The organism is Paenibacillus sp. GbtcB18 (assembly GCF_019091125.1).
GTDB classification, from domain to species: domain Bacteria; phylum Bacillota; class Bacilli; order Paenibacillales; family NBRC-103111; genus Paenibacillus_F; species Paenibacillus_F chitinolyticus.
On the sequence record NZ_JAGXJX010000341.1, the window covers coordinates 1 to 273 of the forward strand.

A 273-nucleotide genomic window follows, 5' to 3' on the forward strand; every position below is an offset into this window, starting at 1 on the left:
GAAAGAACCCCAAAGCCTCTACAAGTGAACCTCATACCAGCTAACACGTGCTGCAGCGTCCCTACCATCATCTCTCTATAAGTATTTATTTTTTGTCTCCTCAGTAAACTTAGCAACGTAGGTGACAATGGTATTAATTACAACATAGTTGAAAGGAGGGTTTTGCAGGTGAGTGCCAGCTGAAATTACCCACTGAAGCCAATGGATACTTGTAAGTAATTTAAAAGTTCCTTTTTGTCTTTTTTTTTTTTTTTTCTCCCGCACCTTGGGCAC

General features: G+C 39.9%; 1 protein-coding gene. It reads right to left on the reverse strand.

Going from position 1 to position 273, the window contains the following annotated elements; translation table 11 throughout:
* Positions 1 to 75: 75 nt before the first annotated feature.
* A partial coding sequence (locus KVT34_RS30290) for a hypothetical protein (protein ID WP_217563293.1) occupies positions 76 to 273 on the reverse strand: 198 nt, incomplete at its 5' end.